Source organism: Congregibacter sp., assembly GCF_045107095.1.
Lineage (GTDB): Bacteria > Pseudomonadota > Gammaproteobacteria > Pseudomonadales > Halieaceae > Congregibacter.
Genome location: NZ_JBGCFU010000055.1, coordinates 1 through 24,026, shown reverse-complemented (window position 1 = coordinate 24,026; position 24,026 = coordinate 1). Strand labels below are relative to the sequence as shown.

The window sequence follows — 24,026 nt, the reverse complement described above, 5'->3', positions numbered from 1 at the left end:
GAATGACGCTTGCGCTTCGGCGCCGCAGTGGCAAACTGTACTTCTCAGTGCTCCCAGCACAACCTGCGCAATAGAAGAAAGGACAATCCCTATGAAGACTTTTCGAAACTTCCCCAGAACACTCACCGCATTCGCACTGCCTCTAGCGATGCTCGCAGGCTGTGCTGAGCAGCCTAGTATCCAAACAGGCGAAGACGCTGAAGTGATTATGGGAGGCCTGGCAAAGGTTGATAACTCCCGTTCGGACCTGGCGTATATCGATCCGAATGCCGACTATGCTCGATACACAAAAGTATTCATCGTACCGCTGGACGTGGACAACGTAGAAATCATTCAGCCAAATACCAGCAGTAGCATGGTGAACAGATACAACCGGGAATGGGAACTCACGGACAGCGATAAAGCAAAGTTACAAAGCAATTTCCAGGAATCCATGGCTAAAGCCTTAACAGACGGTGGCGCCTTCGAGATCACCGATCAAGGCGGCGATGATGTGATAAAGCTCGAGGCCATAATCACCCAAATTGCGCCCTCGGGCCCGAAGGATGATCAAATGTCCAGGACAACTGCGCGGACAACGGTTATCACCGAAGGCGGTGGCAGCATGTCTCTGGCGATCATGTTAGCCGATGGTGATAGCGGCGAGCCCCTGGCGATCATCAAGGACACACGAACCAGCGCGAACTCGACCATGTGGGGCGTTAACAATAGCGTGACCAACATGGCTGAGGTGCGACGCAACTTCAACAGCTGGGCCAAGCAGATTCATGATGGCCTACTGGCTATGCAGGCTCGTGGCAACAGCGAGTAAGCGTTTCGCAGCAGGATGTCGTTAAGGCCACAATGTGAGGCCACAACGTGAGGCCACAACGTAAGGCCACAACGTAAGGGCACAACGTAAGGGCACAACGAAAGAGGCGGAGTAACAATCTCCGCCTCTTTTTTTTCGACTTAAACCCGGTAGTGGGCTAAAGATTCGTATTTACAGACCCACGTTATTCTTCTCTAGCACCTGCTCAGCGCGATAGCTGGAACGCACCAGAACACCAGAGACGACTTCAAGAAACCCCATGGCCAAACCCCACTCCCGGTAAGTCTCGAATTCCTCAGGGGTGACGTAACGTTCGATGGGGTAGTGGTGGGCCGTGGGCTGGAGGTACTGCCCGAAGGTGACAATATCGACCTTCGCAGCGCGAAGATCCTCAAGTGCTTCCCGAATCTCATCCTCCGTTTCACCAAGACCCAACATCAGAGAAGTTTTCGTCAGAACACCGGGACGATGTGCTTTTGCGTGAGCAAGGACTTCCAATGTTTGATCGTATCCCGCTCGCGGATCCCGTACAGGGTGGGTTAGCCGTCGGACTGTCTCTACGTTTTGGGCAAAGACCTCAATCCCACTGTCTACTACCGTTTCAACATCCGTGAGACTGCCCAAAAAGTCAGGGGTAAGCGCTTCGACCGCAGTGTCCGCATTAACTTCTTTTACCCGGCTGACACAGGCAGCGTAATGCCCTGCTCCGCCGTCAGGAAGGTCATCGCGATTCACCGAGGTTAACACCACGTACTTAAGGCCCATAAGTTGAACCGAGCGCGCGGTATTCTCAGGCTCTTCGGCATCAAGCCAGCCCTTGGGGTTACCCGTGTTAACCGCACAAAACCGACAAGCCCGGGTACACACATCTCCCATCAGCATGATCGTGGCAGTACCGGCACTCCAGCATTCGCTCATGTTGGGGCATTTGGCTTCTTCGCAGACCGTAGCCAGACGATGCTCATGCACAATGCTTTTGACCTGCTCATAGGTCTCTCCACCGTGAATCCTCGCCCGAAGCCACTTAGGTTTCGGCAGGCGGCTAGAACCCTCTGCACTGGCCTTAATCCCATCCTTAATCACGGACATGCCGCGATCGTTGACGAACTTCTCGCCACTAGAAACATCAACGACAGGAATCCTGGAGCTACCGCTCATGATTGTACTTTCCACTCCTACTCATAGGTCATCAAATTATAGCTCTTAGGGCGGCTACATACCTCACCCGCTCGCCCAAGAGCGTACTCAAGCGTTAGGCGCCCTAGTCATCACACAGCAGGCGCATCTTCACCGCCGCCAGCTCTGCTTCTTCTATAGTGGCAGCATTGACCACCGCGTCCTTCGCCATTTCACACTCACTAGCTTCTTCAATGCTTTCTTCGGCCAGCTCTTCCACAGCCTTTGCATTGGCTTCATCGCAAAATCCATCGCTTACCCTCCGAAGATTAGCGGTCTCACCGGCCTTCTCGACGGCAACACAATCACCGATACGTATCTCTCGCTGATCCGTCACTACCTGCATCTCTCCGGCAGATCCTGTAAGGGCCACGCTATAAATCATGCCTCGAGTATCGCCCTGGGCCGATCCGGCGATAGCGCTGCCGGCTACCGCGCCGATGATAGTGTTCCGCGTCCTCTTGCTGGACTTTTTACCCCGCGCGGAAGCCAGGCCCAGGGCACCACCCACTACCGCCCCTTGAGGAACAGCACCGGAGTTGAGATCAACCTGTTTGCCTGCGGTAACGACACCGTATTGCACCGATATGGATTGCCCTGCACGCTGGGCGTAGGCCTGTGTTATCGAGAAACACGAAAAAATAACTAACATTAATAAAGCTTTATAGGTCATTGTTTAATAACCCTTTTCCATCAAAACTCCCATTCGAGATAGAGCATGTTGGCGTTTGAGCCACCATCCACATTTTTGTAGTAGTTGGAGCTACCAAAAATCCCGGACCGGTGGTGTACATAAAAACCCGCAAAGAGATCTCGCATACCGTCCAGTCTGAACAGATCCCCTACCGACACATCGAGACTGAATTCCAGATAGTGCAGTAAATGGCTCTCGCGTCGGTTTTTCCTCGCAGCTTTATCCTGCTCCAAGGCGGGGATACGACCCGTATAGGACACGCCATTCGAAAAGCCTACCCGCGTCTCCACACTATCAGACCAAGGGAACTGCCGAAACATCGCCTTAAAGGCAAAGACACCCTCCCAGAAATCATCCTGAAGATCATTCTCGAAGCGTCGCCCCAGGCCAAGCTGCAGCCATCCTTCGATGGGCAGTGTCAGCATTCGATCAGACAATTGCCGACCAAGGAAGACGCTAGCCAGATCCGTATCTAAATCGGCGCAGTTGATATCACCCTGCAGAATCTCGACAAATTTGGTTTCCGTGGTACACCCATAGGCGACGCGTAAAGACGTGGGCCGAGCATTATTCGTCGCAAAGTTGTATTCACCCGAGTCTTTCGGCCGCTTTTCGCCGCCAAACTCGTACCGATATCCAAACTGAACGCTGACACCGCTGTCTTCGGCAACGATAGGGCTGCTGGCTATTTCATCGCTGTAGGCCCGATAGGCGAGGTTCAGGTTTAATTGATGGTGCCTCCACAAGGAGTAACGGCCCGCTAGACCCGCCGCCCAGACGCTGCCCTGCTCAACCGTATAGGCCGGGCGCGTAGCCGTCGCTTCGTCCGATTGCACCCCAAAGTAGTAGTCCGCTTTATCTTCGGATAAAACGTTGTACTCGACCCAAGGCTCAAGCTGCCACTGGTTACCACGGATTACGTTCGCCCAACGCGCCCGCAACTCACCGCCGTCATGAACACCGTGGGCATCTTGTCGAAGCTGCACAGAAAACCGACCAAAATCTGTTTTCCTAGTGAGCTCCAAGCCTGCTTCTACGGTGTTCTTACGCTCCATTCCTTTGAGAGCATCATCCGGCGGTCGCACAGCGCCGGTTTCACGATAAAAGCTGTGATCGTTGTAACCCTGAGTAAAGTAACTGCCAAATACATCCAGCTGCCACTGCGAGTTATCAACCGCGTGCCATCCAAAATCGGTGCTATCGAGAAACAGGTGTTTACCGCTATAGGTAAAGAGCGGCACCAAATCTGTGCTCTCTCGCTCTTCTCCCGCGTAGATCACATCCTCGAGAATGTAGGCAAAACCAAAGGACCACTCACCGCTTCGATCCTCAGGGTCGAGCGTACGTAAGTCACCAAACGCATTCACGTATAGCGGCGCGCATAGTGCTAGCACTATGCCCAGTCGGCACGCTGCGGTTTGGATGGGGTTCATCAACTGATCGCTTTTGTATGGGAAAACACAAAGGGTCGTGGACTTCCACTTTTTAAGACATAGCCATGACCTAAATCATCTCGACAATTATAAAGGGAAAGCGTCCCTTTTAGCGGTATCCTTGGCGCACAATTACAGAGGTGTTTCCTTGTGCGATCAAATTTTCTGCCGGTACTTCGCTTTATTGCTGCCTTCGCCCTGGCAGCACTCACCACCGCCTGCTCTACGAACTCAACGATCAAGCACTCCTACGTAGATCCACTGCTCCGCAAACTCGACCTGGACGGCGTTTTGGTTATAGCCGTCACCCAGAACCGCGAGAACCGGATTATCTTCGAAAACATGTTTGTCAAAGCCCTTGCTGGCCACGGAGTGAATGCCGTCGCCGCCCACAGTTTGTTGCCCAAAGGCGAAGTGACCGCTGAGGACGTCGTAGCGGCTGCAAGCAGTAATGAGCTTGATACCGTGTTGGTTACACGCTACATCGGTGCCAACACCGAAGAAATTTACCACCCCGGAACCATCTACTACGGCGTTACCCCGATGTATGGTGCGGGCTACTACGGCGGGTTTCCCGGGTACTACGGCCATGCCTACGAAGTCGCTTACCAGCAGCCGGTTTGGACATCCAACACGACTCACGAAGTCATCGCCGACCTGTACGTCACGGACACACAAGAGCATATGTGGCAAGCGGTTTCGGACACGATAAAGGCGGGATCAACAGACAAGCTTCGTCATGATGTGATCGCCTCTCTCATTGGCGACCTCAAAGACCAGGGACTTCTGGACTAACAATCCGTCTCAATGTGCTGATTGCTCTAGCCACAAAAAAAGCCCGGATGAATTATCACCCGGGCTTATAAGCACTCTGAGCCCTGAATCAGGAGCCCTAAATCAGGAGCCCTGAATCAGGAGCTCTTCAAGAGCCTCCCGCTTAGTTCTGAATAGCCAGATCCATTAAGGTCTTCAGGCTACCCATGGCCTTCTGGCGCTCAAGGGTCCCGTAGCCAATATTGCTTGCGCTCAGAGAACCACCAGCCTGAAAAGGATAGTCCGCAATGGTGGCAAAGAACTGTTGTACAAAACCCTGTGCGGGCACCATCAGCCACATGTTGTCGGCATACCAGCGTACGTACATGCCTGACTCTGAATAGGCACTTTCGAAGGGGTCTGCGCGTAGATTTGTGATGACAGGCCAAGCCGGAGTCTCACGATACGCTTCATTGATAGGTCCACGCTCGATGGCAAAAGCAACCTTCCAATCATCCACGCGAAGCGCGTTCAGCATACCGCTAGCGGCAAAATACATGATTTCGCGCCGCGGACCTTTTTCTTCTGCACCCTCAAAGTAAGGCTTGAAGTTATAGCCATCCAGATGCACTCGGAACTTCTTTCCGTTAGCACGCATGCCGCCTTTTGAGGCGAGTTGCTCTTTAACATCAGGCACCCCCGCCGCCGCAAGCAGCGTTGGCATCCAGTCTTCCTGACTCATGATGTCATTGTAGATTGTTCCAGGCTTAATAGTGCCGGGCCACTTAACCATTTGAGGTACGCGCATTCCGCCCTCCCAGGTGGTGCCTTTTTCACCGCGATAAGGTGACGCACCTCCATCAGGCCAGGTGAACTTCTCAGCGCCATTGTCGGTGGAGAAGATCACAATAGTGTTGTCGTCCACACCGAGGGTCTCAAGCTCCTCAAGGAAACTACCGACCATGTCATCCAGCTCGGCCATTCCATCCGCATAGAGGCTAATGCCAGTTTTACCGCGGTACTTTTCCTGCAGGTGCGTCCACACGTGCATGCGGGTAAAGTTCATCCAGACAAAAAACGGCTTATCTTCATTGACCGCGGCAGCCATGAATTTTTTGGCCGCGCCTCCGAACTCCTGATCTACAGTCTCCATTCGCTTGCGCGTAAGTGGACCGGTGTCTTCAATCTTGCCATCCGCATAGGAATGCAGAACACCGCGAGGACCAAACTTCTCGTGGAAGGCCGGGTCTTTCGGGTAGTAGTAAGTCTCGGGCTCTTCCTCGGCATTCAGGTGATACAAATTGCCGAAAAACTCATCAAAACCATGATTTGTAGGAAGGTGCTTATCCTGGTCACCCAGGTGATTCTTACCGAACTGCCCGGTCTTGTAGCCTTGATCCTTCAGAAGGTCGGCAATCGTCGGCGTCCAATCGGGAATCCCCTGATCGCTACCCGGCATACCAATAGTCAACAGGCCCGTTCTAAAGGGCTGCTGACCAAGAATGAACGACGCTCGACCCGCGGTGCAGGACTGCTGTGCGTACATGTCGGTAAACAGCGCTCCCTCATTGGCAATGGAGTCGATATTGGGCGTTTGATAACCCATACCACCACGGTTGTAGGCGCTGGCATTCCAAACACCTACGTCGTCACCCCACAGTACGAGGATATTAGGTTTATCAGCGGCGACGGACCCCATACTGAAAACCCATGCCGCCCCAGCCAGGGAGGTGACGGCTAAACTCTTCAGATTAAACATAGTGATGATCTCATTTAGCTTGAAAAACTGGCCTCCGCGCCAAAAGCAAGGCGACCCCATAAACCCGTCACTAATCTTAGTAGTAAGCATGGTAGTAGGCTTGATTAAAGCCACGTAGACGCTTAACCGGGCACGCTCGTGAGTATATCGGCACGTAGTTCCACCGCAACGTCAGCGCCACAGAAAATTTTGCTTGAGCCTACGCTGCGCAGCCCGTAGCAGTGTCGCAGAGGGAGCAGCAAAGACTCGCCTTAATCTGCGATCAACGAGCGGCCGATAATAAGCTTCATAACCTCGCTGGTACCGCCGTAGATCCTTTGTACTCGAGAATCGGCAAACGCCCGCGCGACGGGATATTCCCACATATAGCCATAGCCACCGTGCAGCTGAACACATTCATCAACAATGCGACACTGGAGCTCGGAGCCCAACAGCTTGGCCTTTGACGCCGTTACCGTATCCAAATCCCCTTGCACCAAAAGCTCAAGGCATCGATCCATAAACACTTGGGCACTGGTCAACTCTGTATCCAACTCCGCTAACTTGAACTGCGTGTTTTGAAGCGCGGCCAGCGGTTTGCCAAAAGCCTTGCGCTCTTTTACGTACTCAATAGTCTGATCCAAACACACACGGGATGCCGCCATCGCCATAATGCCGATAGACAGACGCTCTTGAGGCAACTCCTGCATTAGGTAAACAAAGCCTTTGCCTTCCTCGCCCAACAGGTTTTCTTTGGGCACACGGACATCACTAAAAAACAGCTCTGAAGTGTCCTGGGCCTTCATTCCTACCTTGTCGAGGTTCCGGCCCTTCTCAAAGCCGGCTCTATCTGCTTCTACCAAAATCAGGCTGGTACCCGCCGCTCCAGCGTCAGGATCAGTTTTACAAACCACGACCACAAGATCGGCATGCTGCCCGTTGGTGATGAAAGTCTTCGAGCCGTTTATCACGTACTCATCGCCGTCGGCGACAGCGCTCGTGCGTATCCCCTGCAGATCAGAGCCGGTGCCTGGCTCAGTCATGGCGATGGCAGTGACGATATCTCCCCTGACACAGGGAGCGATGTACTTGTCTTTTTGTTCAGCGCTGCCATAGCGCATGAGATAAGGAACAACGATATCGCTGTGCACACCCCAGCCCAAACCTGTGCAACCCGAGCGGGAAACTTCCTCGTCGATAACTGCGTTGTAACGAAAATCCGCCTCTGCGCCCCCGTAACTCTCGGGCGCTTGCGGCACCAGGTAGCCCTGCTCTCCTGCTTTGCGCCACAGCTCTCTGTCAACCTGTCCATCTTTTTCCCACTGCGCGTGAAAAGGCACGACCTCAGACTCAAGAAAGCGTCGGACACTATCTCGGAACATCTCGTGTTCTTCGTCATAAACAGTTCTTGGAATCATGCGCATGTACTCCTGGTCGGCATTCAGAAAACTCTAATAGAGATAACAGGGAATTGGTTTACTTCAGTTGAGAATAGTAATGGTCGCCCGCGTCCCAGTGCACTGACCCCAAGTCACAAGTGCATTGACCCTAAGTAACAAAATCGTGGTGAAAACTTCGGCGTAGAAGAAAACGTCACTGCGCCAGAACGTTTACTGGTCTTAGCCGACCTCACGGCGACAACGCCGGGAAGAAACTCCGTTGCTTTGATGGCGATGAACAGATTCGCGCTCAGTTCAGGCGTGCCCACCATCGACGGATAGGATTTGACCAGAGATCCACCGCGCGCGATCGGAGCAGAGAAACAACACCGCGTCCGCAATATCGCTGGCATAACCGAGCCTGCGCATGTGAATGCCGTTAAGCACCTGCTCTTGCCGATCCGGGCCAAAAGCCTTCCACTGTTTTTCTGTAGAGGGGTTCGACAAGACAAAACCAGGCGCCACCGAATTAACGGTAATGCCCGCCGGCCCCAGCTCGAGGGCCAGTTGCCTAGTTAAGCCAACGAGCGCGTGCTTGGCTGCGGCATAGGACTGGATACCAGTCAAACTAGGCCGCAGTCCTGCTCCGGATGAGATCGTGACTATTGAACCACTACCTTTGGCCTTCATACCCGGAGCAAGCGCCTGGGCACACCACATCGCTGCATCGACATTGGCAGCAAAGATCACCCTCCACTCAGCTTCGCTCACGGTTTCAAGCGCTTTACCCGCCTGACCCCGAACGCCGCCAGCGGCTGTCACCAGACCGTCAGTAGGCCCAAGATCGTCAATCACCGTGCTGCAAAGACTGTGGGCCTCCTCCGCCGAAGAAAGGTCTGCGACATAGGTATGCACCCCGGGAATCGAAGCCAGCTGCTTTAAACCTTCGGCATTCATATCCACGGCGGCGACAGAGGCGCCCTCTTCCACAAGGCCTTTGGCAATAGCGGATCCGATTCCTTGAGCAGCGCCAGTCACCACAAAAAGCTTGCCCTCGATACCTAGGCGCATCGCTGCAACATCTCGTCTAACAGTCCCATAGACTGCTCTCTCTGATTGTTTTCAATGTCGTGGATAAGATCACACAAAGCTGCAATCGCCGGTGTAGCTAGCGAATACCGTCGCCCTAGCTCCAGCATAATCCCCATTTGCGCATCTACTTCAGTTTTACGCTTTCGGACCGCCAAATCTCGATAGATACCCGAGTGAGTTTTTGCGGTGTGTCTATTGTGCTCGACCATGGCATTGATGGAACGATCAATGCCCCCCTGATCACCCGTTGCAAACGCCTTGGGATCAAAGCCGTTAAACCCCAAAGGCTCGATTCTCGCGGCTGCCGCCAATTGCATAACCTCTGTGCCAAGCTTTGCATAGACGCCACGGTGCGCTTGGGAATCCATAGCCTCCGCCATGGACTCGGGAGTCAGCGCTGTCGCAAACAATAAGGCACCGTAGCCAAGCTTGCCCCACAGATATCCCCAAATGTTATCGGTGATCACCGCATTGGGCTCAACTGTTTGGAAAAGCGCGTGCATATCGCACAGACGCTGCGTGCGGGTGCCGTCCAGCTCGCCCAAAGCCACCGCAGCGCGATTGCCGTACAAAATGCGTCCGGGTGCCAACCAATCGGCACCAAAGTTAACGAAACAACCCAGCGTCCGCTCACTGCCGATCCGCTCGGCGATACGACGTTCATTGAGACCGTTTTGCGCGGATAAAACAAAGCCGTCCTCGCTCAGATGATCAACAAGCGCATCAAGCGCCTCGTCCGTGTGATGGGCTTTCACCGCCAGAATAACGCGCCGGAATTTTCCTCGCAGACTTGCGGGTGTGTCCGATACGAGCTGTTGTCGAAATTCTTCTACGGGGCCTTGAATCTGTAAACCTTCACCGCGCATCACTTCAACGTGGTCTTGAACGACATCGACCATATGCACCGCCTGGCCCGCTCGAGCGAAGTAGGCACCTAAAACCCCGCCAATGGCGCCAGCGCCCCAAATGAGTATCGGGTCGTCATCAACTACACTCACTGCCATTCGCCTTCCAGTAACTCACGAGTTTCGGCGACAGCAACATCCCATAATTCATTCATGATAGCGTCGGACTTCTGATACTCACCGCCGTAATTACCGTCGCCAATAAGAGCGCGTACTTCCTGGGGACCGCTCTCGCGAAGGCGCTCAAAATCCACAAAGGGCTTCTGCTCTTGAGGCATCTCTCGATCAGGGAGTCGAGTCCAGGGAAAATTTTCCATCCACGACGCGTGAGAAGCGACGGGATCGACGGCCTTTACCGCAGCCCAGGTCTTCGGCGCGCGCCACCAATCATGAAAACGGCAAGCGGCTCCGGCATTATCCAACGTCCATTGAGCGCACACCGATTGCACCGGGCTGTTACCGCCATGTCCATTAACAATGAGTACGCGTCGAAAGCCATGGGTGTAAAGACTATCGAGCACGTCGCGAAGCACCGCCTCGTAGGTACTGGCACTCAAAGAGACCGTGCCGGGAAAACCCATAAAATAGGGAGTCACGCCGTAGGGCACAGCGGGGAACACCGGTATATTTAAGGGTTCTGCGGCATCTCTAGCCATTCTCTCTGACAAGATCGAATCCACGGATAGACTGAGGTAAGCATGCTGCTCTGTACTCCCCAGCGGTAGCACACAGCGATCGTCACGCTGTAGATACTTTTCTATTTCAAACCAATTGCTTTCGCTAATCTTCAACGATGACTCCTACGCCTGACGTGTTTTACCAGCATAAAAAGTGGCTGAGGCCGACCCAAGGTGATGAAGAGCCAGCCTTGAGCGCCATTATGGTTAACTGGCTGCTAATATTCAGTCTCCTTTTTCTTGGTAGAGACTCCATGAAAGCCCAGCTCACCACAAGCATTGTTAGCCTTCTCCTTTGTCTCAGTGTACCCATCGGCGCAGCGGAGACTAGCTCACCCACGTTTCAGGTCACACAGAGAAGCGAACTCACCTGGACTCCTGTTCCCGACGGGCTGGGTGCAGAGTTTGCGGTTCTGCGCGGTAACCCCGCGGAATCCGGCGTTTATGTCATTCGGGTGCGATTTCCGGCGGGCGTCATGGATACCCCACACTTCCATTCTCAAGATCGGCACGTCACCGTGATAGAGGGAAGCTGGTATGCAGGCATTGGAGACGTCTTTGATCCAACAACTGCAAAAGAGATAACAGCGGGCGGCTACATGTTCCACCCGGCCGGAGCAGCTCACTGGGATGGAGCTCGCGGCGATAGCGATGCCGTGGTACAGATCATTGGCAACGGGCCCGTCAGCTCGGAACAATCCAATAGCGGAGAGGCCATGTGGGTCCGTGTGCACGAGTAGAGTCCTGGCGAAGTGAAATCCCTCCTGTCGATCATTACGGCCCCCTTCACCCACAAAAAAAAACCGCCGATTGATGCACCGCTCGAGCAGGCAGAAAAACCGCTTGCCGGCCGCCACTTTGTCCTTGACGGAACCAACATTGCACTACTCCATGGCCCAAAGCGCCCCGAGCTCCGCTATGTCTTAGCGATCGCGGAGTTTTGTAGGGAAAACGGTGCGAGCGTCAGCTGCTTTTTTGACGCTAACACAGGCTACCTGTTTAGAGATGGACGGGAAGGACAGAGCGCGTGCTTCGAGACACTCACGACAGCACAACCCTGGGCAAAAAACTTTGGCATTGTACCCAGCGGCACTCAGGCTGACCCCTGGATTCTGCAAGACGCCAAAGAAAAGCTCGCGGACGTCGTGTCCAACGATCGCTTCAAAGATCGCGCGAAAGCGCACCGCTGGATTTGGAAACGCCGCCACGACGTTTACGTCGTTGGCGGCCGCCTGCAGCTACCTAGCATCAGCGCCGAACTCGATTTGCTGACACAGCCTGAGGACTATCTAGCGCCCCTGGCATCTCTGCCAATCCAACCCAACGGCCTTCGCGCGAAGACCTGACCTTCTGAGCGCCGGGCCTGTTCTCAACGAAGCGGAAGCTCTAGCGTTTTGGCTTGAGTTGCGGATAATCCACGCCCAACTGCTCAAGATACGTCGAGTACTTGGAAGGATCGTAGTAGAACGGCTTTAGTTGATCCTTGTACTGCATCATGATCGCTTCGTTCTTTTCGATTGCCGGCACATCATCATCACTGATGAAGGGCACGTACTCGATATCCTTGAGCTGCTCTTCCCGGAAATAAGTCCAAGCGTCTTCGAGCAACTCAGGCTCGGTAAGAAGATCAATCATCGTCGCTGCGAGCACCTTAGCCCCTGCTGACGCCCCTTTATGAGCAATTGGCGTTGCCATTGCCATCGCCGATGACCAGTTGTGACCAATAGTCCCAGGAATGTTCGATGGGAAGCGCAGTGTTACCGTAGGCACATTCCATGACACGTCACCGATATCATCAGAACCACCGCTGATTGGTTTTTCAGGCGGCCCTTGGAGCTCACTCAACGTGGTAGCCAGTCCCTCTTCCTCAAGGTTTTCAGCTTCCATCAACTCCTGCACCGCCAGTGCAAAGGCCTGATCATCTTCAGACCATTCCGGAAGGCCGACGGCCTGAATGTTGCGGTACATACGCTCGGCAATCACCTTGTTGAAGTGTCGCGGCCATGCCGAACCGATAATGCGGCGCTCAACGGTGGTGCCCGTCATCATTGCAGCGCCCTCGGCAATCTCCTGAAGTGACTCAAAGTTCTCGAGTATGTGCTTCGCGGTGATTTCTCGAATGAAGTACCAGACGCTCGCCTTTGAAGGCACAACATTCGGCTGATCACCGCCATCAACGACGACGTAGTGGGAACGTTGTAAGGGTCGAAGATGCTCCCGCTTGTAGTTCCAGCCGACATTCATCAGCTCCACTGCATCCAGGGCGCTTTTACCGCGCCAGGGATCGCCTGCGCCGTGAGCCGCCACACCGTTAAATTCATACTGAACCGAGACCAGACCTGTGCCTCTATCGCCGCCCCAGGACGTCTGCAGATTGCGCCCTACATGGGTGAACAGCACAGCATCAACGTCTTCAAAACGCCCGTCTCGCGCATAGTAGGATTTCGCGCCTACAAGTTCCTCCGCTATGCCTGGCCAAATTACTAACGTACCCGGGAGACCTTCGCGCTCCATGATTTCTTTTACCGCCACGGCCGCTGCCACCGTTACGCCGTGGCCGGAGTTATGTCCTTCCCCGTGTCCCGGCGCGCCTTCGACCATAGGCTGTCGATAAGCAACGCCTGGCATTTGCGATGCTTTAGGAATGCCATCTACATCTGAGCCCAAGGCGATGACGGGTTTACCGCTGCCCCACGTGGCCCACCAACCCGAAGGCATGCCGGACACACTTTGCTCTACGCTAAAACCTTCTTTCTCAAGAAGCTCTGTCATGTAAGCCTGCGTTTCAAATTCTTGAAAACCCAGTTCCGAGAATGAAAACAGGCTGTCAATAATCTCCTGAATCATTTTGTCGCGGCTCGCAACGCCCATTACCGCTTCGGCCTGTAAACCCGACAGCGTAGGCTGAGCTACATTTGAGTCGTCTGCCGCCTTTGAAACCCAGGGAGCCGTGCTGAATGCCAGTGCAGCACTTGCGGCGACTATCGCTTTCCTAAACTTTGCCATCTCACTTTCCTCGTTCTTGCGTTTACATACCAAACAACATGCAGCATACAGCCGATTAGCGGTGGTCATTCAAGCTCAACGCTTCAAGCCATCCTTCCCAAGCTGCCAGCACAGCGAATCAATCCGATCTTGTCCAAAGAATGGCTCATCCTTATACACAAAGAGAGGAACACCCCGATGCCCCGCTGCCATCTGCTCTTCCTGATTCGACTCAACGATGGATTTATGCGCTTCTCCGCTTCCAATCGCAGCCTCCATGGCGGCTAAATCGAGGCCAACTCGCTGCGCCGCCCGGGCAAGATGATCCCCCTGATTCCAGTCTGGTGTCCCACTCCAGATCACCCGCGAAACCTCTCGCGCAAAGGGCAGACCGGCGCCGCGTAACTCGGCTTCAACGCCAAGGTAACTCAGACGTTCGATGTAGGGCTGTTGATCAGAAATAGCCATAGTCTCGATATCTTGGACTATGGGGTCCGGCTGTGGCCATGCTGCAGGGAGCCCTAACATTTCGGCACGGCGCACCCAGTCGATAAGAATGTAGCGAACCCGGTCCAGATTGGATTTATCAAAAAAATTCGGCTCACGAATAGCCAAAGGAAAGACGGGCTTGAAACGCACCGTCACATCGAAGTTTGAAAGAGCGTCCTCGGCAAGCTGCGCCGCCATGTAGCTGTAGGGACTGCGGAACGAAAAGTATAAATCGATGGCTGCACTCAAAACTGGCTCTCCTGGTTTCTGTTTGTATCGGGTCTTTTCGGGTAAAAGCTGACATACGACTCCGGCCTTGTCATGATACGACGAAGTAAGCTCGATCCTTTATCAATGTTAACGGGATACCCCATGAATAAATCATCTACTTTTTCACTGCCCGCGGTTTCACTGCCCGCGGTTGTCTGCAGTGTCTTAGCGCTGACGGTCGGCGCTGCACAGCTCAACCTTCAAGCCGCCGAAGGGGACACCGCCGTCATGCCAAAGTATACGGCAGAGATGGAAGCGCTAACTACCGACTCTCGGGTTCAAGCGGCACTGGACTATGTGTTGACGATTGAAGACCAGTCTCGCGCAGAGCTCATCGAACTAACCGAAATTCCCGCACCTCCGTTTAAAGAAGAAATTCGCGCGGCCCACTTTGCGAAAATGCTTAGGGCTCGGGGCCTTAAAGACGTCAGCATCGACGGAGCTGGGAATGTGATCGGCCGTCGTCCGGGAAAGTCCGGTGACAAAGTCGTTGCCTACGCAGCACATCTCGATACCGTATTTCCCGAGGGTACGGATGTCACGGTAAAGTTTGAAGGCGAGAAAATGGTGTCCCCGGGCATTGGCGACAATACCCGCGGGCTGGTCACGCTTCTTGAGGTGATATCGGCTTTCGACAGCGCTGGGATTGAAACCGAAGCGGATGTCCTCTTTATTGGAAACGTCGGCGAAGAAGGCCTCGGCGATCTTCGGGGAGTGAAGTATCTGTTTCGCGACGGAGCAGAAAAAATTGACACTTTCATAGCAGTCGACGGAGGGAATGCCGAGCGTATCGTATACGGTGGTGTCGGCTCTCACCGCTATCGCGTCACCTTTAGAGGTCCCGGCGGCCATTCCTGGGGAGCTTTCGGTCTCGCCAATCCGCAGCACGCTCTGGGCCGCGCTATCGCGCTCTTTGACGAGCACGCGCCCTCGGTCACAAGCGTTGGCGAAAAAACAAGTTACAACGTCGGTCGTATCGGTGGGGGCACATCAATCAACTCCATTCCTTTTGAAGCCTGGATGGAGATCGATATGCGTTCGGGCAATCAGGGCAAACTTGATGATATCGATGCCGTGCTCCAATCAGCGATTCAAACGGCACTTGAGCAGGAAAACGAAGGCCGACTAGATGGACCACCCCTAACTGTCGACGTAGACCGCGTAGGCACAAGGCCCGCGGCTAAAGGGGACGCGTCATCGGCCCTAGTGCAACGCGCTATGGCTGCTACAACAGCGCTTGGCGTAGCTCCGTCTTTACAAATCTCTTCCACGGATTCGAATCTGCCTATCTCGAAGGGAATCCCCGCCGTCACGATGAGTCGTGGCGGCAAATCCGGGAAAGCTCACTCCCTTCATGAGTGGTGGCAACCGATCGATGCGCATTTGGGCCCTCAAATCGGAATCCTGACCATCCTGGCTGAAGCAGGTCTGGCGGACTAATCAGCCCTGAGCATGCAATTACAGTTAGAGCTCCCGGAGCGACAAGACGATACTCCGCTTACCGAAGCTTCTATCAGGACAATCTTTGCGCGTGAGCTGAGGGAGGCGCAGGCGCGCTTCGCTCACTGGGAGCATGCGTTCGCCGAGCTGAGTTTTAACCATGCTCGGCGCTCCTATGGACAAGCTCACATCGACGGACGAGTTGTGCTGTCGAAGACTTTTATAGGCACCAGTGCCGTCGCTGATTTAGAAGACACAATCCGGCATGAGCTCGCCCACCTCATTGCCGGCATACGTCACAAACATGGGCCGCGCTGGCGGCAGGTCGCAGCGAGTCTGGGTGCCACACCCCGTGCTTCCGGGCGTTCTCAGAACGCAGAGCTCGACGATAAAATGTCAGATGCCCCCTTTACCCTCATTGCAGTTATGCGCAACGGTGATGAACGCGTCCTTCGTAAGGTCTATCGTCGATCTCGCCGTTATGCGGACTACCTCTACGGAAAACGGGGCCAGCGATATCATATTCATGGGGAGTTCGTAGAACGTTTTCTATACGTAGACCATCGGAGTTAGCGGAGGAATCCCGCGGCTTGTCCGCACTACTGTGCGACTCCTATACTGACGCCCGAACCCTTATTTTTTGGAAACTGCTTTGAAAAATCCGTTTAGGACAGGTTGCAGACGCATGCTCAACTCCAAGACTCTTTTCGCTCTATTGCTGTGGACACCCCTCTTCATAGCGACTGCGCATGCAGCGTCCCCCTATGACCTTCCAGTCCGCGAACACCTGTTTGCAAACGGTCTTCGCTTACTGGTGCTCGAAAGGGACGGTGATCCGAGGGTAGAGGCGAAGATCTTCACCGACATGGGCGCTATTCATGAGACTCCGGGGCTTCTCGGCGCAGCGCATTTTCAAGAACACATTATGTTCAAGGGAACTCCATCCCTTGGAACGAGTGATTGGTCTTCGGAACGTCCAATTAGAGATCGCATGAAGATCTTGGAAGCCGAATACATTGAAGAAAAGAACCGTGCCCGAAACGCTATTCGACAGCGAGGTGCCGTAGACAATTATCGGCACAACGACGACACACCGCGCATGCGTGAGCTTCAAGCGGAGCTTGCCGCTCTGGAAAAAGAAGCCTCCCAATACCGGGAGAACGGTGCTATTAACAAATGGTATCAAGCTTTCGGTGGAACAAATCTCACTGCCACTACTGAGCAGGAGTACATGAAGTTTGATATCAACCTGCCCGTCGAGCGCATCGATCTCTTTTTCAGACTCGAAGCCGACCGCATGGCGAACACTGTCTTTCGAGAGTTTGATCAAGAGCGCATGATACTTGTGGAGCAGCGTCTTGGAGATCTCAACAAGCCATCGACACCCTATTACGAGCAAATGAATGCTGTGTCTGGTCTCATCCATCCGGTATTTTGGCCCGAGGGATACATGACCGACTTCTACGAGTACACGCGTACATCGCAGCGTGCACTCTACGAAGAGTATTTTGTGGTCAACAACACGACGATTGTGCTTATTGGCGGTGTGACCCTGGAAGAGATGATCCCGCGTGTAGCGCACTATTTCGGCTGGATGAAGCCCGCACCTGAACCCAGCAGAACCCCTGCCATAGAGCCGCGTCCCGGCGCGGAGCGGCGCCTGATCTATCGAAACGACGAGATCAACCCACGAGTTGAGTTCCGTTATCTCATTCCAGCAGTCGGACACCCCGACCGTCCGATGTTTGATGTGCTTGGTGAAATCATGAGCGCTCGCTTGCGCAGTGCTGTGCAAGCAAAGGAATTGTCCGCGACGGTCAACGTCAATACTCGCGTAGTCCATACTGACCGCTTTGGTGTGCCGGGCACGATGAACTTCGAGCTCATTCTCAGGGATGAGAACGATCTGGAATCAGCAGAGGCGGTACTGGAAGAAACATTAGTCTCTCTGAACGAGGGTGTGGGCAAGACCGAACTAGCTACGGCTAAGAGCGCCCTGCGCACAGCATGGTTTAGAACCCAACGCGATGCCAGCGCCCTCGCATTCCAAATAGGCCACTTTCAGACCATGGATAGCTGGAGAACCTTGCCCGAGTATCTCGAGGCTCGCGATTTGGTGGATTCAGAAAGCATCCAACGACTCGCCCAAAACTATTTCACGTTGGATAACCGCAGCGTCGGCGTCGCTCGTCCGCGCCACAAGTCAGCAAAACGGGAGCCGCGACAATGAACACGCTTATCCGCGCCGGCGGACTCAAAGCAGCCATCGTTATTCTTTTTACGGGAATCACCTGCGACTTCGTTGCAGCCCAAGACACTACACACCCACGGGAGATGAAGCTTGACGCCGCCGTAACGGCACGACCGAGTCCCGAGTCGCTTCAGGTGGTCTTGGAGAACGGCCTTGTTGCCTACGTCGCCGAGGACCACCGAGCCCCCCTCACCACCCTGAAAGCCTACCTCGGTGTGGGGACCGGTCATGGGGAACCGGGAGATGCGGCTGCACTAGCCGCTGCTTTGCGTCGGGGACCTCAATCACTCAGCGCCGACAAGTTTTCAAGCACACTCGCGCAAATGAACGCGCAATATCACGTCACGCAACAACACGAAACTACCGAGGTACTTCTTGACGTACCCGAGAGTAAAACAAAGCAAGCGCTACAGTTGCTCAGCGAGATACTCACGGCCCCTGCTTTCAATAGGAAAAGCGCAGAAGCCGAACTGCGCAAGTCGAGCGGAACCATCGATTACAACTACTCGCTGGTAAATGCTGTCGCGATGTTCGAGGACCGGCTGTTCGCGGGCCACCCTTTCAGAAGAACCGCCACTTCAGAGGAGCAGGCCACAGCGACCAGCTCGGGTGCGCGTAGGCTTCACGAACAGTTTGCGGTGGCTAAAAACATAACTCTAGCCGTAGCGGGAGACTTCAAACGCTCCAGCGTCGTTAGAGAAACCAACCAGCACTTTAAGGATTTCAGCGCTGCGGCACCGCCTAAACTCACTGAGTTTCCTCCGGTCAATGCACCCGCGCAGCGGGAACTACTGCTCACTAACGCTGAGCGTATCCAAGGTTGGGTAGTCATCGGTCATGAGCTTCCTCGGGTACCTAAAAAAGATCAGGCAGCACTGGAAGTCATGGATTACATTCTCGGCGCCTACCATCTGGACTCGCGGCTGTACCGAAGCTCTCGAGAGCTTCGAGGTTTAACTAACGACAACAGCTCTTTTCTTCAGCCTGGCCTTAGGGGCCCGGGGTCGTATTCATTTCGAACCTATGGTCGCCCCGAAGCTGTGCGTTTGCTGGTAGACGTTACATTTCGGGAGCTGCGCGACATCCGCGAAACAGAGGTTACTGAGGACGAACTATTTGTCGCCAAAGGCGCACTCGTAGACGGGATCTACGCTACGCGTTACGCAACAGGCGTTGATGCCAGCCAAAGCTACGCAAAAGAATGGCTCGCAGAAGGAAGCCACGAGCTATCAAAGAGCTACCCAGACCGTGTCGCAAAGGTCACCGCGGAGACGGTACAGATGGCTGCTCAAAGGTACATTCATCCAGAGCGCATGCTTGTCGCCGTATTGGGACCGCTAAAGGAGATTGAAGCGGCCCCGGCAATAGAATCGGAGCCTCAGCTAGACGTTTGGGGCAGCTCGCCCTAAAGCGTAAACCGCGTGATCTACAGAGGCACCGTTGAGCACAGCGGCGGCCTCTTCTATCCGCTCAAATTTTGCGCCAACACCCTCAGCTACCCGTCGGCTGGCAGCATTGCCCGTTGCACACCTAATCTCTATTCGTTTCAAGCCGAGCTGATTAAAGCCATGGGCGCAAAGCGCATTCGTTGTGCGCTTCATGATGCCCTGGCCGGTATGCGACTTTGCCAACCAGTAACCGATTTCTCCGAGAGCATTTTCCCGATCAAGTTGATTGAACCCGGCAACACCACAAAGTTGAGCGTTGTGAAAAACCGCATAGCCAGCCGCAGTACCCTTTCGCCACTTAACAACTTCTGAGCCTAAGAAAGCCTCGATATCGCTTTGGGACTTTGTTGTGTCGACCCACAGGAGCCAACGACGAAGATGGGCGCGATTCTGCTCGACACAGTCAAACAGCGCCGGGGCATGCTCAAGTTCCAAGGCCCGCAACTGTAGCTCTGCGTCCACATCGATCCGAATATGCTCACCTAACATCACAAACCTCTAGCTCTCAACACCTCGTCAAACGTTCAGACAAGTAGTATCGTTAATCAATAGTGCGGAAGCGACTGTATCGTCGTGTTTGCATCGAAGGGTAGCTTTGTATGAATCCAAGATTTGCCCTAGACGACTTTTTCGAGAAGTTGCTTCAAGAGCACGGCCCCGAGGCAGTTACGCGCAGCCTGGATTGGCTCGGCGCCTTCGTCATCACTCAGAACTCCATAATCATCGCTGCAAACACAGCATTCTGTGAACTCATGGAGCGCGAGCCCGCCGAGCTTATTGGCACCATAGTCTCCACCGTCATTACACCTGATGAACAAACGGCGATGGAAAAGCGCTTCGCGGATAACGACACCAGGCCTTATGCACTCAAATTGTCTCTGGACAATAACCGAATAAAGCAGGTCATGGTGACACCCCACAGCTTTCCTGTAGACGACACGACCTACAGACTCGCCGCGTTCACGGACGTATCTGAATACGAGCGGATAAAGGAATCTGAAAATCGCTTCAAGACCGTGTTTGGTGCCGCGGGAATTGGTATTGCCAGAGTCAATCTAGACGGCGGCTGGCTTGAGTGTAACCAAAAGCTCTGCGACATATTGGGCTATGAAGAAGACGAGTTACTCAAACTCACGTTTCAGGACATTACCCATCCCGACGATCTCAACGAAGACCTGAAGTACGTCAATGAAATGCTGGCAGGTACACGCACCACCTACTCCATGCAAAAACGTTATCGGCACAAGCAAGGTCACTATTTCTGGATACGACTCACGGTGACTTTAGTAACAGACGCCGCACAGCAGCCTCAGTACTTTGTAAGTCTGATACAAGATATAACGGCTGAAAAACAAGCAGAAGCTGCGGCGGACAAGCTAAATGAAGCTCTAGCAGAACTCTCGATGACCGACGGACTCACTGGTATCGGTAATAGACGGAAGTTCGACACCGCTCTCGCAAATGAGTGGCGAAGGGCCTACCGTAACAAAACAGAGGTTGCACTCATCATTGCCGATATCGACAACTTCAAACTGTATAACGATCACTGGGGTCACCTGGCAGGCGACGACTGCCTAAAAGCCATAGCCAATACAATTCAGGAATACGGCAATCGCGTTAGCGACTGTGTAGCCCGCTACGGCGGCGAGGAGTTCGTAATCCTACTGCCCGGAGTATCCTTAAGCGAGGCTGTGAGTATTGCAGAACACTGTCGGCAGTCTGTGGAGCATCTGGCGATTTCGCGAGAGGACGAACACCCTAACTCAGTGGTTACCATTAGCTTAGGTGTTTCGGCTGTCTTGCCCACACCTGAAGACCCTTGCGAAATACTCGTCGACGCAGCGGATCACGCACTCTATGAAGCAAAGGACAGTGGAAGAAACATGGTTAAGCCCTCCCCCGCGGATGATTAGATATCTCCCCGTCACATACCCAACGCAATCAGTCTGGGCCGATAAAAACCAGCATCAAAGCCCAATAAAGACCTCAACGACGTCTTCCTCTGCCACTCCAAAGAATTTACCCTTAGCGGCTCACTCTTTTCCGCGCCGGCCCCGCTAAATGAAACTAGCCCTTAACCCAGATGTTCTCAACGCTATTGACCCTCCGATTGCTGAAGCGCACTCCTGGATCGAAGGACGAGAGTTCCCAACTGATAAGCCCCTTCTGGATCTTGCTCAGGGCGTACCCAGCTATCCTCCTGCTGCGGAGATAAGCCAGCACGTTGCCGAACGAGCGCAGCTATTCGAAACCGCACAGTACACCGGAATTAAGGGCATACCCGAGCTTCGTGAAACATTGGCAAATCACGTGAGTCAGCGCTATCAGGGTTATGTCGCTGCAGAGAACATTTTAATCACAGCGGGTTGCAACCAAGCTTTTTGTCTTGCTGTGCATGCGCTCGCCCGCGCCGGCGACGCAGTGATGCTACCCGTGCCTTACTACTTTAATCATCAGATGTGGCTGGAGATGCAAGGGATCGACGCTATTCACCTGCCCTTTCGCCATGACCGAGCCGGCGTACCGGATCCCAAGGAAGCTGCCGCACTACTTACTGACGAAACAAAGGCCATTGTGTTGGTATCTCCCAGCAACCCAACGGGCGCGGTATACCCACCTTCAGTCATCAGTGAATTTAGAGACCTTGCAGCGCAGCGCGGTATAGCGCTGATTCTCGATGAGACTTATCGAGACTTCCTGACAGACGAACAAGGACCACCGCACAATTTGATTCAAGAAAGTCACTGGGATGAAACCCTCGTGCAGCTGTACAGCTTCTCAAAAACCTTCAGCCTCACCGGATATCGCATAGGCGCGGTGTCAGCGAGTGAACGCGTGATAGACGCCGTGGCCAAGGTTATGGACACCGTACAGATTTGCACGCCGCGCATTTCGCAAGACGCAGCGCTCTATGGATTGAAGCATGCCTGGCCATGGGTAGAGGAAAAGCGCGCAATGCTCGCAGGGCGAGAAAACGCGATGAAGCGCATTTTTCGCGAGAACGATCTGGGTTACGAACTGATCTCCGCGGGAGGCTACTTTGCGTACATTCGCCACCCTTTTGAGCATCAAAGCGCCAAAGAAGTTGCCCGTCGTCTAGCTGATGAGCAGAACATTCTATGCTTACCAGGTAGTTTTTTTGGCCCGGGACAAGAGCGCTTTCTTCGCTTTGCTTTCGCTAACATCGAGCAGTCGGATATGAGCGAGCTCGCTGCGCGACTGAAAAAAAGCGCATCCGCTGCTCTATAACTGGCCTCTAATTGGCAGCAGTCGCGTCAGGTTAGCCATAAAACGCTTCCACCACCCTGACTCAGGTTCTTTGGTGAAAACCTGCTCTACTCCATCGGTGCTAGTTCGCCACCGCAGAGAGTTGCCTTCCAGGTAGACCGAGTAAGCGAGCTCCTCCAGGGCGGAGTACATTTCCGCGGTGAATGAACTCGCAAAATCACTATTGTCGATCACGACGCCCATTTCAGTATTGAGGTTCGCAGAACGAGGGTCCCAGTTGAAGGATCCAATAAACATGTAGCGCTGATCTACCACAAATGCCTTGCCATGTAGCTTGCTGTCAGCGTCAGTCAGTTCAGAAGCTTCGGTGCCCTGCATCGTGACGTCGCCCCGAAGCTCGTAAAAGTTCACCCCTTCGCGAAGAAGCGGCTTCCTGGCAGGCGCATATCCGCCATAGACAATCAGGTGATCATTTGCCGCAAGTCCGTTAGTAAGAACGTTGACTTGCACACCACGCTCCGCGATACCTGACAGCCACTCTATACCCGTTTTTCGCGGAACGAAGTATGGTGAGATGACAAACAGTTCTGATGTAGCCTTGCTCGCCATTCGACTCAGGGAGTAACTGAGCTTCTCTTCGGGTCTCGTTTCGTCGGCAAGGGCCTTATCAGGATTGTCGTAGACAAGTTTATACGGTGACCAAAGATACTCTTCGGCGTGGATATCGCTCATGGCAATCGCCCGGTTTTGCACGAGCTTGGCATAAGGTGAACCGATAAGATCTCGAGTCTTTGCCCTTAGCTCCTCCCGTAGCTCCGCAAGATCCAAGGCCTCGCCATCGTCCGCCAATTGCTCATAGGGAATACTATAAAGATCGTTCCAATAGCGATCGAACATCGCCGACGCATCTTTCGCAACCGTGCCCACCGCAGCCGCATCAATGTCACCAAAGTTGTAAGCAGGATTTGCGGCAAAATACTCGGAGGCTATATTTCGACCTCCGAAGATCAAAAGCTCCTGATCCGCAATGAGCGTCTTGTTATGCATGCGACGCGATAGCCGAAAAAGATCCCAGGCGTCAAAGCCTCGAGAGTTACGGCTAGCAAAGGGATTAAACAACCGTAGCTCAAGGTTTGGATGGCTGTTGAGGGGCGCTAGCTGGTGCTCGATCTCAAGCGTACCAATGTCGTCAATAAGAAGACGCACTCGCACGCCTCGGTCTGCTGCCTTTAACAAAGCGTCAAAAAAAACCGCTCC

22 protein-coding genes are annotated in these 24,026 nt (G+C 53.8%); 10 read left to right on the top strand and 12 right to left on the bottom strand.

Annotated elements, in window-relative coordinates; genetic code table 11:
• Positions 1 to 91: 91 nt before the first annotated feature.
• Positions 92 to 811 carry a DUF3313 family protein gene (locus AB8B76_RS09540; RefSeq protein WP_405271993.1) on the top strand — a complete coding sequence of 240 codons (720 nt, stop codon included), beginning with the start codon at positions 92 to 94 and terminating at the stop codon, positions 809 to 811.
• Positions 812 to 982: 171 nt separating this feature from the next.
• On the opposite strand, the gene lipA is transcribed toward AB8B76_RS09540, so the two are convergent.
• The 3 genes from lipA to AB8B76_RS09525 all read right to left on the bottom strand — a co-directional run bounded on the left by lipA (position 983) and on the right by AB8B76_RS09525 (position 4,114).
• Complete coding sequence (gene lipA, locus AB8B76_RS09535; RefSeq protein ID WP_405271991.1) at positions 983 to 1,969, bottom strand: lipoyl synthase; 987 nt, start codon at positions 1,967 to 1,969, stop codon at positions 983 to 985.
• A gap of 103 nt (positions 1,970 to 2,072) precedes the next feature.
• Complete coding sequence (locus AB8B76_RS09530; protein ID WP_405271990.1) at positions 2,073 to 2,639, bottom strand: hypothetical protein; 567 nt, start codon at positions 2,637 to 2,639, stop codon at positions 2,073 to 2,075.
• 41 nt (positions 2,640 to 2,680) lie between these two features.
• Positions 2,681 to 4,114 carry a MipA/OmpV family protein gene (locus AB8B76_RS09525; RefSeq protein ID WP_405271988.1) on the bottom strand — a complete coding sequence of 478 codons (1,434 nt, stop codon included), beginning with the start codon at positions 4,112 to 4,114 and terminating at the stop codon, positions 2,681 to 2,683.
• Between the two features lie 150 nt (positions 4,115 to 4,264).
• Between AB8B76_RS09525 and AB8B76_RS09520 the strand changes: the two genes are divergently transcribed.
• Positions 4,265 to 4,909, top strand: coding sequence for a hypothetical protein (locus AB8B76_RS09520; protein WP_405271986.1), 645 nt, complete (start codon positions 4,265 to 4,267; stop codon positions 4,907 to 4,909).
• Between the two features lie 142 nt (positions 4,910 to 5,051).
• On the opposite strand, the gene AB8B76_RS09515 is transcribed toward AB8B76_RS09520, so the two are convergent.
• The 5 genes from AB8B76_RS09515 to AB8B76_RS09495 form a co-directional block, all read right to left on the bottom strand.
• Positions 5,052 to 6,626: an arylsulfatase gene (locus AB8B76_RS09515; protein ID WP_405271984.1), complete on the bottom strand. Its 1,575-nt coding sequence runs from the start codon at positions 6,624 to 6,626 to the stop codon at positions 5,052 to 5,054.
• 251 nt (positions 6,627 to 6,877) lie between these two features.
• Entirely contained in the window at positions 6,878 to 8,023 is a 1,146-nt protein-coding gene (locus tag AB8B76_RS09510; protein ID WP_405271982.1) for an acyl-CoA dehydrogenase family protein, read from the bottom strand.
• A gap of 276 nt (positions 8,024 to 8,299) precedes the next feature.
• Positions 8,300 to 9,055 (bottom strand): SDR family NAD(P)-dependent oxidoreductase, encoded by a 756-nt coding sequence (locus AB8B76_RS09505; RefSeq protein ID WP_405271981.1) that lies wholly within the window; start codon positions 9,053 to 9,055, stop codon positions 8,300 to 8,302.
• The gene (locus AB8B76_RS09500; protein ID WP_405271979.1) at positions 9,046 to 10,080 is read right to left on the bottom strand and encodes a ketopantoate reductase family protein; all 1,035 of its coding nucleotides are present in this window, start codon (positions 10,078 to 10,080) and stop codon (positions 9,046 to 9,048) included. Before AB8B76_RS09500 ends, AB8B76_RS09505 begins: the two co-directional genes overlap by 10 nt.
• Entirely contained in the window at positions 10,071 to 10,772 is a 702-nt protein-coding gene (locus AB8B76_RS09495; protein WP_405271978.1) for a creatininase family protein, read from the bottom strand. The genes AB8B76_RS09500 and AB8B76_RS09495 overlap by 10 nt, the downstream gene beginning before the upstream one ends.
• 77 nt (positions 10,773 to 10,849) lie before the next feature.
• Between AB8B76_RS09495 and AB8B76_RS09490 the strand changes: the two genes are divergently transcribed.
• Positions 10,850 to 11,398 carry a cupin domain-containing protein gene (locus AB8B76_RS09490; RefSeq protein WP_405271977.1) on the top strand — a complete coding sequence of 183 codons (549 nt, stop codon included), beginning with the start codon at positions 10,850 to 10,852 and terminating at the stop codon, positions 11,396 to 11,398.
• Positions 11,399 to 11,410: 12 nt separating this feature from the next.
• Positions 11,411 to 12,004 (top strand): NYN domain-containing protein, encoded by a 594-nt coding sequence (locus AB8B76_RS09485; protein ID WP_405271976.1) that lies wholly within the window; start codon positions 11,411 to 11,413, stop codon positions 12,002 to 12,004.
• A 40-nt stretch (positions 12,005 to 12,044) separates the two neighbouring features.
• Here AB8B76_RS09485 and AB8B76_RS09480 read toward each other — a convergent pair whose 3' ends face one another.
• Both AB8B76_RS09480 and AB8B76_RS09475 read right to left on the bottom strand, forming a co-directional pair.
• Positions 12,045 to 13,664 (bottom strand): amidohydrolase, encoded by a 1,620-nt coding sequence (locus tag AB8B76_RS09480; protein WP_405271975.1) that lies wholly within the window; start codon positions 13,662 to 13,664, stop codon positions 12,045 to 12,047.
• A gap of 75 nt (positions 13,665 to 13,739) precedes the next feature.
• Positions 13,740 to 14,381 (bottom strand): 2-hydroxychromene-2-carboxylate isomerase, encoded by a 642-nt coding sequence (locus AB8B76_RS09475; protein WP_405271974.1) that lies wholly within the window; start codon positions 14,379 to 14,381, stop codon positions 13,740 to 13,742.
• Positions 14,382 to 14,504: 123 nt separating this feature from the next.
• On the opposite strand from AB8B76_RS09475, the gene AB8B76_RS09470 reads away from it, so the two are divergent.
• From AB8B76_RS09470 to AB8B76_RS09455, 4 genes are all read left to right on the top strand, one after another.
• Positions 14,505 to 15,842 (top strand): M20/M25/M40 family metallo-hydrolase, encoded by a 1,338-nt coding sequence (locus tag AB8B76_RS09470; protein WP_405271973.1) that lies wholly within the window; start codon positions 14,505 to 14,507, stop codon positions 15,840 to 15,842.
• Positions 15,843 to 15,854: 12 nt separating this feature from the next.
• Positions 15,855 to 16,415 carry a SprT-like domain-containing protein gene (locus AB8B76_RS09465; protein ID WP_405271972.1) on the top strand — a complete coding sequence of 187 codons (561 nt, stop codon included), beginning with the start codon at positions 15,855 to 15,857 and terminating at the stop codon, positions 16,413 to 16,415.
• 112 nt (positions 16,416 to 16,527) lie between these two features.
• Positions 16,528 to 18,072, top strand: a complete 1,545-nt coding sequence (locus AB8B76_RS09460) for a M16 family metallopeptidase (RefSeq protein WP_405271971.1) — start codon at positions 16,528 to 16,530, stop codon at positions 18,070 to 18,072.
• Positions 18,069 to 19,502 carry a M16 family metallopeptidase gene (locus AB8B76_RS09455; protein ID WP_405271970.1) on the top strand — a complete coding sequence of 478 codons (1,434 nt, stop codon included), beginning with the start codon at positions 18,069 to 18,071 and terminating at the stop codon, positions 19,500 to 19,502. Before AB8B76_RS09460 ends, AB8B76_RS09455 begins: the two co-directional genes overlap by 4 nt.
• Here the strand turns inward: AB8B76_RS09455 and AB8B76_RS09450 are convergent.
• Entirely contained in the window at positions 19,476 to 20,030 is a 555-nt protein-coding gene (locus AB8B76_RS09450) for a GNAT family N-acetyltransferase (RefSeq protein WP_405271968.1), read from the bottom strand. The genes AB8B76_RS09455 and AB8B76_RS09450 overlap by 27 nt on opposite strands.
• A 110-nt stretch (positions 20,031 to 20,140) precedes the next feature.
• On the opposite strand from AB8B76_RS09450, the gene AB8B76_RS09445 reads away from it, so the two are divergent.
• Together AB8B76_RS09445 and AB8B76_RS09440 are read left to right on the top strand one after the other, a co-directional pair.
• A complete protein-coding gene (locus AB8B76_RS09445) occupies positions 20,141 to 21,454 on the top strand; it encodes a diguanylate cyclase (RefSeq protein ID WP_405271966.1) in 1,314 nt (437 codons plus the stop codon).
• A 148-nt stretch (positions 21,455 to 21,602) separates the two neighbouring features.
• The gene (locus AB8B76_RS09440) at positions 21,603 to 22,790 is read left to right on the top strand and encodes an aminotransferase (RefSeq protein ID WP_405271964.1); all 1,188 of its coding nucleotides are present in this window, start codon (positions 21,603 to 21,605) and stop codon (positions 22,788 to 22,790) included.
• Here the strand turns inward: AB8B76_RS09440 and AB8B76_RS09435 are convergent.
• A partial coding sequence (locus tag AB8B76_RS09435; protein WP_405271962.1) for a phospholipase D family protein occupies positions 22,785 to 24,026 on the bottom strand: 1,242 nt, incomplete at its 5' end. The genes AB8B76_RS09440 and AB8B76_RS09435 overlap by 6 nt on opposite strands.

Excerpts from the sequence above, each read along its gene's own strand:
- AB8B76_RS09540 (WP_405271993.1), top strand. The coding sequence starts at position 92 with ATGAAGACTTTTCGAAACTTCCCCAGAACACTCACCGCATTCGCACTG.
- lipA (WP_405271991.1), bottom strand. The coding sequence starts at position 1,969 with ATGAGCGGTAGCTCCAGGATTCCTGTCGTTGATGTTTCTAGTGGCGAG.
- AB8B76_RS09530 (WP_405271990.1), bottom strand. The coding sequence starts at position 2,639 with ATGTTAGTTATTTTTTCGTGTTTCTCGATAACACAGGCCTACGCCCAG.
- AB8B76_RS09525 (WP_405271988.1), bottom strand. The coding sequence starts at position 4,114 with ATGAACCCCATCCAAACCGCAGCGTGCCGACTGGGCATAGTGCTAGCA.
- AB8B76_RS09515 (WP_405271984.1), bottom strand. The coding sequence starts at position 6,626 with ATGTTTAATCTGAAGAGTTTAGCCGTCACCTCCCTGGCTGGGGCGGCA.
- AB8B76_RS09510 (WP_405271982.1), bottom strand. The coding sequence starts at position 8,023 with ATGATTCCAAGAACTGTTTATGACGAAGAACACGAGATGTTCCGAGAT.
- AB8B76_RS09505 (WP_405271981.1), bottom strand. The coding sequence starts at position 9,055 with ATGCGCCTAGGTATCGAGGGCAAGCTTTTTGTGGTGACTGGCGCTGCT.
- AB8B76_RS09500 (WP_405271979.1), bottom strand. The coding sequence starts at position 10,080 with ATGGCAGTGAGTGTAGTTGATGACGACCCGATACTCATTTGGGGCGCT.
- AB8B76_RS09480 (WP_405271975.1), bottom strand. The coding sequence starts at position 13,664 with ATGGCAAAGTTTAGGAAAGCGATAGTCGCCGCAAGTGCTGCACTGGCA.
- AB8B76_RS09470 (WP_405271973.1), top strand. The coding sequence starts at position 14,505 with ATGAATAAATCATCTACTTTTTCACTGCCCGCGGTTTCACTGCCCGCG.
- AB8B76_RS09465 (WP_405271972.1), top strand. The coding sequence starts at position 15,855 with ATGCAATTACAGTTAGAGCTCCCGGAGCGACAAGACGATACTCCGCTT.
- AB8B76_RS09460 (WP_405271971.1), top strand. The coding sequence starts at position 16,528 with ATGCTCAACTCCAAGACTCTTTTCGCTCTATTGCTGTGGACACCCCTC.
- AB8B76_RS09455 (WP_405271970.1), top strand. The coding sequence starts at position 18,069 with ATGAACACGCTTATCCGCGCCGGCGGACTCAAAGCAGCCATCGTTATT.
- AB8B76_RS09450 (WP_405271968.1), bottom strand. The coding sequence starts at position 20,030 with ATGTTAGGTGAGCATATTCGGATCGATGTGGACGCAGAGCTACAGTTG.
- AB8B76_RS09445 (WP_405271966.1), top strand. The coding sequence starts at position 20,141 with ATGAATCCAAGATTTGCCCTAGACGACTTTTTCGAGAAGTTGCTTCAA.
- AB8B76_RS09440 (WP_405271964.1), top strand. The coding sequence starts at position 21,603 with ATGAAACTAGCCCTTAACCCAGATGTTCTCAACGCTATTGACCCTCCG.